We start from the raw sequence: 6,044 nt of genomic DNA on the forward strand, positions 1-6,044 counted from the left end.
CCGGGAGAACTGAGGTCACCCCTCGCGGCGCCGCGAGAACGCGGTCGCCGCGAGCGCGATGACCGCCGCGGCAGAGGCCGCCAGCCAGAGAGCCGCGTAGCCGCCCTCGCCCGGTTCGCCGGTGGACTCCGACAGGAACGCACCGAGCAGGGCGGCGAAGACCCCGCCCGCCACGGCCCCGCCCAGCGTCTTCACGTTGTTGTAGAGCGCGGCGGCGATGCCGGTCCTGGACGGATCGGAAGCCTCGACGATCACCGTGGGCATGGCGCCGAGGGCCAGCCCGATCCCCAGGCCGGTGAAAGCGGACCCGGCCGCCATCTGCCAGATCTCCTCGTGCAGGAACGCGAACTGCAGGAAGGTCAGGGCGACCAGCCCGAAGGCCGCCATCAGTGTGGGCCGGTAGCCGATCCGCCGGGCGACGGCGGCGGTGCCCAGCGAACCTACGACGCTGCCGACCGCCCCGGGCAGCAGGACCAGTGAGATGGACAGCGCGCTCAGCCCGAACCCGTATCCGGTGACCTCCGGGTCCGCCGCGTAGAAGGTGGAATTGGGCGCCTGGCTCCCGAAGTAGAAGACGCCGAACAGGAACGCCGCGCAGTAGAACGGGGCGGTGGTCCGGTCGGCCAGCGCCCGTACGTCGACCAAGGGCTCGGAGCTGCGCAGCTCCACCAGCACCCACACCGCCAGCAGCACGATCCCGAGCGCCACGGGTCCGAGGACCCGCGCGGAGCCCCAGGAGCCGCTCTCCGCCCCGGAGACCCCGCCGAGCAGTGCGACCATCGCGCCGCCGAGCAGCACCACCCCGGTCCAGTCCACCCGGCCGCCGGCCCTGTTCCGGGACTCCGGCACCGCGACGAAGGAGACGGGTACGCAGACCACGGCCAGCGCGGCGGGCACCAGCAGGGTCAGGCGCAGGTTGCCGAAGGCCGAGTCGACGAGTCCCATCACGACGCCGCCCGCCATCGCGCCGAGCGTCAGAGCACCCACCAGGCGGGCGATCGCCCGCCGCGCGTCGGCGACCGGAAGCCGGTCCCGTACGAGGGCGATCTCCAGGGGCAGCAGCGCGGCGATCGGCCCCTGGAGCACCCGGCCGGCGAGGAGCGTCCCGTAGTCCGGGGCGAGTGCGACGACGAGGGTGCCCGCCGCGATCAGCGCCAGCGCGACGCGCAGCAGCCGCCGGTGGCCGTACAGGTCGCCGAGGCGTCCGAACAGCGGGACACAGACGGCCGCGGCCAGCAGCTGCACGGAGACGACCCAGTTCAGGGCGGCCGAGCCGATCCCCAGGTGATCGGCCAGGTCGGGCAGCAGCGGGGCGAGGCCGACCTGCAGGAAGCCGCTGGTCACCTCGAAGAGGACGAGGAGTCCGACGACGGCGGTGACGGAAGCGGGCATCGGCTCCTCGGTGGGGGCGTCCGGCGGCGGTGTGGCGGTGGCGGTCATGGGGCTACTCCTGCGGGGCGGGGGCGGGCGTGGCCTCGGCGGAGGAACCGGTCTCCGGTGCGAGCGGGATGCCGAGCCGGCGCAGCGCCAGCCCGGCGAGGAGTGCGGCGGCGTGCGGCAGGGCGTCGTCGTCGTAGACGGCCTGCGGGGAGTGGTTCATCGGGGCGGTGGCCGGGTCGGTGCCGGGCGGGCAGGCGCCGAGACCGACGAAGGCGCCGGGCACCTTCCGGAGCACGAAGGAGAAGTCCTCCGCCCCCGCCATCGGCTTGGGCGCCTCGAAGACGTGCCCTTCGCCCAGGACCTGCCGCGCGGTATCCAGTGCGAACGCCGCCTCACCCGCGTCGTTGACGGTCGGCGGGTACTGCTCGACGTAGTCGATCCCGGCACTCACGCCATGGGCGGCGGCCACGCCGTGCACGGTCCGTTCGAAAGCCGCGCGTACACGTGCGTGGGAGGCGTCGGAGAAGGTGCGCACGGTGGCGGCGAACCTGGCGGTCTCCGGGATGACGTTGGCCGCGGTGCCCGCCTCGATCCTTCCGACCGTGACGACGGCCGGGTCGAAGACGTCTATCTCCCGGGTGACGGCCGTCTGGAGCGCGGTGACCATCGCGCACAGCGCGGGCACCGGATCGGCGGCGGAGTGCGGTGAGGAGCCGTGCCCGCCCCGCCCGCGCACCGTGACCTCCACCGCGTCCGACGCGGCAAGCATGGGGCCGGGCCTGGTCGCGGCGAATCCGGTGGGCGCGCCGGTGGAGATCACGTGCAGGGCGTACGCGGCGACGACCCGTTCCCCGGCGGCGTCGAGGACGCCCTCGTCGATCATGATCTGCGCGCCGCCCTGGCCCTCCTCGCCGGGCTGGAACATGAATACGACGTCCCCCGCCAGCTCCTTCCGCCGGGCGGCCAGCAGCCGGGCGGCTCCGACGAGCCCGGTGACGTGCAGGTCGTGGCCGCACGCGTGCATCCGGCCGTCGAGGACGGAGGCGTACGGAAGCCCGGTGTCCTCCTGGACAGGGAGTGCGTCCATGTCACCGCGCAGGAGGACGGCCGGTCCGGGCAGGCCGCCTCGCAGCACGGCGGTCACGGAGCTCAGTGCCGTACCGGTCCGGATCTCCAGACCCAGGCCGTCCAGCGCGGCGAGGATCTTCGCCTGGGTCAGCGGCAGGTCGAGGCCGAGCTCCGGCTCGCGGTGCAGGGCGTGGCGCAGTTCGGTCAGGGCGGGGGCGAGGTCACGGGCCTCGTGGAGCAAAGACATGGGCGTATCGTGCGGAGCCAGACCCCTCATCCATGATCGTCCGCAGGAAAGCGCTCCTCATGAGCCGATCGACGCACGAATCCACCGGGCTCCCCGAGCGCCTGTTGCGCACGGAGCAGCCCGAGCCGCTGGACGAGCTGGACTATCTCCTGATCACCGCGCTCCAGACCTCTCCCCGGGCGGAGTGGGCGCAGATCGGGAAGGTGCTCGGGGTGGACGCCTCGACGGCGGCCCGCCGCTGGAACCGGCTCACGGAGGCCGGGCACGCCTGGCTCAGCTGCTACACGGTGGCGGTGGGGCCGACGGTGCCGATCATCGCGTTCATCGAGGTGGACTGCGCGGCCGGTGCGCTGCACGACGTGGCGGCGGAGATCGCCGACGATCCGCACCTGATCACCATCGAGCACGTCACCGGCGCCCGGGACCTGGTGCTCACCGCAGCCTTCCCCGACCTGGCGATGCTGGCCCGTTACGTCGGCTTCCGCCTCGGCCGGCTGCCCGGGGTGTCGGCCACCCGGTCGCAGACGGCGACCGCGGTCCACACCGAAGGCAGCCGCTGGCGGCTGGACCGGCTGGACCCGGACAGCCAGGACCTGCTGGCGAAGGACCGGGCGCCGGCCATGCCCCGACGGGGCCTGCCCGCCCCGGACTCGCTGGACACCCGGCTCTATCTGCTGCTGAGCGAGGACTTCCGCCAGTCGGCGGCCCGCCTCGCGGAGCGTCTCGGCGTCAGCCCCACCACCGTGCGCCGCAGGCTGGACCGCATGCACCGGCAGGACGCGCTCATCTACCGCTGCGAGGTGGCCCGCTACCTCTCCGGCTGGCCGATCTCGGTCACCCTGTGGGGCATCGCACCGGCCGGCGAGACCTCACGCATCGCCTCCCAGCTCATCCGGATGCGGGAGACCCGGCTCTGCGCGTCACTCACCGGCCCGCACAACCTGATGCTCACGGTGTGGCTGCGCTCCGCCGAGGACATCGGCGCGTTCGAGGCCAGACTGGCGGACCGCTTCCCCGAACTCGCCGTCGCGGACCGGGCGGTGGCCCTCTGGCAGCTCAAGATCGCCGGCCATGTCCTGGACCCCCGGGGCCGCCACATCAGGGGCGTGCCCGTCACTTTCTGGGAGGAGCCGGGTGCGGAGCGAGCCGAGGACGCGCTGCTGGAACGGCTGCGCGTCCCACGCTGACCGGGACGTACGTCTTCAGCGGGGGGACGAAGCGCCGACGATCGGTCTGCGCCGGGTATCCGGGGCATGCGAAAGGGGTGCCGGTCGCGGATCCCCCGCGAGCGGCACCCCTTCGCGTGCGGCGCCCTCAGTCGTCGATGCCTTCGGCGGCCCGCTGCTCCCGCAGTTCCTTGATCGCGCGCCGCCTGGCGAGGCGGTGCGTGCGGCGGATCTGCGCCTCCTGGTAGCGCCGCTTGTCGCGCTCCGTCTCCGGGGCCACCTGCGGTACGCGGCGCGGCTTGCCGTCCTCGTCGACCGCCGCGAACACCAGATAGGCGCTGCCGACCTGCTGGGCCGGGGTCGACTCGTTCCACCGCTCGGCCATGACGCGGACGCCGACCTCCATGGAGGATCGGCCGGTCCAGTTCACCTGGGCGCGGACGTGAACAAGGTCACCGACGCGGACCGGCTCCAGGAAGACCATCTCGTCCATGGACGCCGTCACGGCCGGCCCGCCGGAGTGCCGGCCGGCGACCGCCCCCGCCGCGTCGTCGACCAGCTTCATGATCACGCCGCCGTGCACGGTACCCAGGAGATTGGTGTCGTTGCCGGTCATGATGTGGCTGAGGGTGGTCCGCGAGGCCGAGGTCGGCTTGACCGGAATATCGTCCTCCGGTGGCTGGGGCTGATCTGTCATGTCGTCCACCTTATGCGGGGGCTTGCCCCCGGTTGCATTGCATCAGCTTCGCAACAGCCATGCCCCGATCCCCCGTACACCCTGTAAGAGGCACAGGTCGAGACGGCACACTGGTCGGCATGAGCGATTGGCCCGAAGGACGGAACGGACCGGACGAGCGCTACGGCCGGGGCAGTGGGAACCCGCAGCCCGAGAGCGCCCGCGCCATGCCGCACGTCCGGCGGCGCCCCGCGCCGCCGCAGTCCCCGCCCCGTATCCCGCCGCAGCAGGGCCAGGGCTACGGCGAGGCACCCGGCTACGACAGCGGTTACAACACCGGCCAGGTCTACGGCGGCGGACACGGTGGCGGTGGACACGGTGGCGGTGGACACGGTGGCGGTGGTCACAGTGGCGGCCGCGGCGGTGACAGCGGTTACGTCCAGCCCCGCGCCGCCCCCGACTGGGGCCGGCGCATCAAGGTGGGCGTACTGACGCTGGTCGTCGTGGTGCTCGCCGTCTCCGTCGGCACGTACTTCTGGGCCGACGGCAAGCTCAAGCGCGAGGTCGACCTCTCCAAGGTCATCGACCGCCCCTCCGAGGGCGACGGCACGAACTACCTGGTCGTGGGCTCCGACAGCCGCGAGGGCATGACGGACGAGGACAAGAAGAAGCTGCACACCGGCTCCGCCGAGGGCAAGCGGACCGACTCGATGATGATCCTGCACGACGGCTCGAACGGCCCGACGCTGATCTCCCTGCCCCGCGACTCCAACGTCGAGATCCCCTCCTTCGTCGGCTCCGAGTCCGGCAAGAAGTTCGAGGGCACCGGCCGCACGACCAAGCTGAACGCCGCCTACGCCGAGGACGGCCCGGAGCTGCTGGTCCGCACGGTCGAGTTCAACACCGGCCTGCACATCGACCACTACGTCGAGATCGGCTTCGGCGGCTTCGCCAACATCGTGGACGCCATCGGCGGCGTCGAGATGGACATCCCCAAGGCCTTCAAGGACAAGAAGTCCGGCGCCGACTTCCAGGCCGGCAAGCAGACCCTGAACGGCGAGCAGTCCCTCGCCTTCGTCCGCACCCGTTACGCGTTCGCGGGCAGTGACCTGGACCGCACGAAGAACCAGCAGAAGTTCCTCGCTGCCCTGGCCTCCCAGACGGCGACCCCGTCGACGATCCTCAACCCGTTCAAGCTGTACCCGACGATGGGTGCGGGCCTGGACACGCTGGTCGTGGACAAGGACATGTCGCTCTGGTCGCTCGGCAACATGTTCTTCGCGATGAAGGGCGTCACGGGCGGCGAGGGCACGTCGATGAACATCCCGCTCACGGGTCAGAGCGTGAACGGCAACCTGGTCTGGGACAAGGACAAGGTCAAGCAGCTCGTGGAGCAGCTGAAGAACGACGAGAAGGTCACGGTCAAGGGCAACTGACCGGCACCCGGTCCGCAAGAGGCCCCCTCACCCGTCAGCGGGTGAGGGGGCCACAGCCTGTTCCCTCCAGA

At 71.8% G+C, this 6,044-nt stretch carries 5 protein-coding genes; 2 read left to right on the plus strand and 3 right to left on the minus strand.

The features are described 5' to 3' along the window. Nucleotides 1–15: 15 nt before the first annotated feature. The gene (locus ACFWFI_RS40290) at nt 16–1,440 is read right to left on the minus strand and encodes an MFS transporter (protein WP_387400533.1); all 1,425 of its coding nucleotides are present in this window, start codon (nt 1,438–1,440) and stop codon (nt 16–18) included. A gap of 4 nt (nt 1,441–1,444) precedes the next feature. After that, nucleotides 1,445–2,695: a M20 metallopeptidase family protein gene (locus ACFWFI_RS40295; protein WP_387400535.1), complete on the minus strand. Its 1,251-nt coding sequence runs from the start codon at nt 2,693–2,695 to the stop codon at nt 1,445–1,447. 59 nt (nt 2,696–2,754) lie between these two features. Here ACFWFI_RS40295 and ACFWFI_RS40300 point away from each other — a divergent pair, with 59 nt between their 5' ends. Next, nucleotides 2,755–3,882: an Lrp/AsnC family transcriptional regulator gene (locus ACFWFI_RS40300; protein WP_387400537.1), complete on the plus strand. Its 1,128-nt coding sequence runs from the start codon at nt 2,755–2,757 to the stop codon at nt 3,880–3,882. A gap of 127 nt (nt 3,883–4,009) precedes the next feature. Here the strand turns inward: ACFWFI_RS40300 and ACFWFI_RS40305 are convergent, their stop codons facing one another. Beyond that, nucleotides 4,010–4,558: an acyl-CoA thioesterase gene (locus ACFWFI_RS40305; protein WP_387400539.1), complete on the minus strand. Its 549-nt coding sequence runs from the start codon at nt 4,556–4,558 to the stop codon at nt 4,010–4,012. 119 nt (nt 4,559–4,677) lie between these two features. Here ACFWFI_RS40305 and ACFWFI_RS40310 point away from each other — a divergent pair, with 119 nt between their 5' ends. Continuing rightward, complete coding sequence (locus tag ACFWFI_RS40310; protein WP_387400541.1) at nt 4,678–5,973, plus strand: LCP family protein; 1,296 nt, start codon at nt 4,678–4,680, stop codon at nt 5,971–5,973. Nucleotides 5,974–6,044: the final 71 nt, after the last annotated feature.

Source organism: Streptomyces sp. NPDC060209 (genome assembly GCF_042728155.1).
Taxonomy (GTDB): Bacteria; Actinomycetota; Actinomycetes; order Streptomycetales; family Streptomycetaceae; genus Streptomyces.